At 36.2% G+C, this 567-nt stretch carries 1 protein-coding gene; it reads right to left on the reverse strand.

Annotation, left to right across the window (positions count from 1 at the left end; genetic code table 11):
• Nucleotides 1-71 precede the first annotated feature (71 nt).
• The coding region (locus ACFSDB_RS16955) for a hypothetical protein (RefSeq protein ID WP_377340714.1) at nucleotides 72-567 on the reverse strand (496 nt) is incomplete at its 5' end.

The raw sequence follows: 567 nt of genomic DNA on the forward strand, positions 1-567 counted from the left end.
TAATTACCATTAAGTTACATTCGCTTTCTAAAAAATCTCTTTGAAGAATTCTGGCGCCGACAAATTAGTTCTTAAATATCAAAATCGATACCCTTTGGGTAAAGTGCTACATATTCCTCGTTTTCATCCGAAAAAGCAATTTTAACATTGGCTAATAAGTTATGTTCAGTGAGTTCTTCAAGGATGGTCTTTAACGCTTTTTCTACGTCAATTACATAGTTAAACACGTTTGTAGTCCCACTTCCGATATCTCCACCATCACTTGAACCATTCCCCGTCCAACCTAAACATTCATTCATCAAGTCTTCAACTTGCTGTCTTTTTTCAAGCGCTTTTTCGATGTGTTGTTCTTCGTATGGATATTGGAGCACTACCTCAATTAACTCGTCTTCGTCTAGATAGTCATAGCCCTCTGCTAACTTTTCTTCTGCTAGTTTTTCCATAATCTTTTCTGATCTCTCAAACATCTTTAATTTCACTTCTTCTGTATCTCCAGTTTCACCTACAAAACCAGAATGGATAGTTAAAATTTTTCCGTCCTTCCATACTTCCCAATAAGCCATTTTG

It is taken from the genome of Planococcus chinensis, assembly GCF_042681545.1.
Taxonomy (GTDB): domain Bacteria; phylum Bacillota; class Bacilli; order Bacillales_A; family Planococcaceae; genus Planococcus; species Planococcus chinensis.